The 844-nt window shown below is 41.4% G+C and carries 1 protein-coding gene; it reads left to right on the top strand.

The annotated features are described in order from the left end of the window. On the top strand, positions 1-844 hold an 844-nt coding region (locus ABGT15_RS13180), incomplete at both ends, for a gliding motility-associated C-terminal domain-containing protein (protein WP_367231920.1).

Here is an 844-nt window from a genome sequence, read left to right as displayed (position 1 = left end):
ACAATGCGGCAATGTTGACTACACCAGCGGTACCAACAATCAGTAGTATTGCTCCAACATGTTCTTCGGACGGCGTGAGTACTATTACAAATTATAACGGAGCCTTAACATATGTGTTTACGCCAGTAGGTCCTACAGTGGGCGCTGGAGGTGTGATTAACGGGATGAATATTGGGGCTAGTTATACGGTTACGGCTGGTAACGGAAGTTGTGTTTCATCTGCATCGACACCGTTTAACAATGCGGCGATGTTAGTTAGTCCTGCTGTGCCAATTATTGATACGATTACACCAACGTGTTTGGTATCCGGTAGTAATACAATTACAAACTATGATGGAACCCTAACTTATATCTTTACACCTTCAGGGCCTACAGTTGGGGCAGGAGGAGTAATCAATGGTATGATTGTAGGGGAGAATTATAGCGTTGTGGCTGATAACGGAAATTGTACTTCTGGGAATAGCTCTTCTTTCGTTCTTGAGACGACACCAACACCTATAAGTATTGATTTTACAGGGCAATGTATAAACGGTTCTTTTACACTAATAGCTGAACCTAGAAATTCAAGTTATTTTTATGAGTGGTTTGACAGTACAGGGATCAGTATTGGTACTTCAGATACACAAGTTGTGACATCATCCGGAGTTTATACTTTAGTGGTTGATAATGGTGATGGATGTATTTCTACGGTAACATTACCAATGGATTCTGTATTTTGCAACATCCCTAAAGGTATTTCACCAAACAACGACGGCTTGAACGACAATTGGGATATTGCCGGAATAAATGCGAAGTCGGTTCATATTTTCAACCGTTATGGGGTTACAGTTTACGAGCACGGATC

Source organism: Flavobacterium enshiense, assembly GCF_040750275.1.
GTDB classification, from domain to species: domain Bacteria; phylum Bacteroidota; class Bacteroidia; order Flavobacteriales; family Flavobacteriaceae; genus Flavobacterium; species Flavobacterium enshiense_B.
The sequence above is the reverse complement of the archived record's forward strand: the minus strand, read 5'-3'. Positions and strand labels throughout refer to the sequence as shown.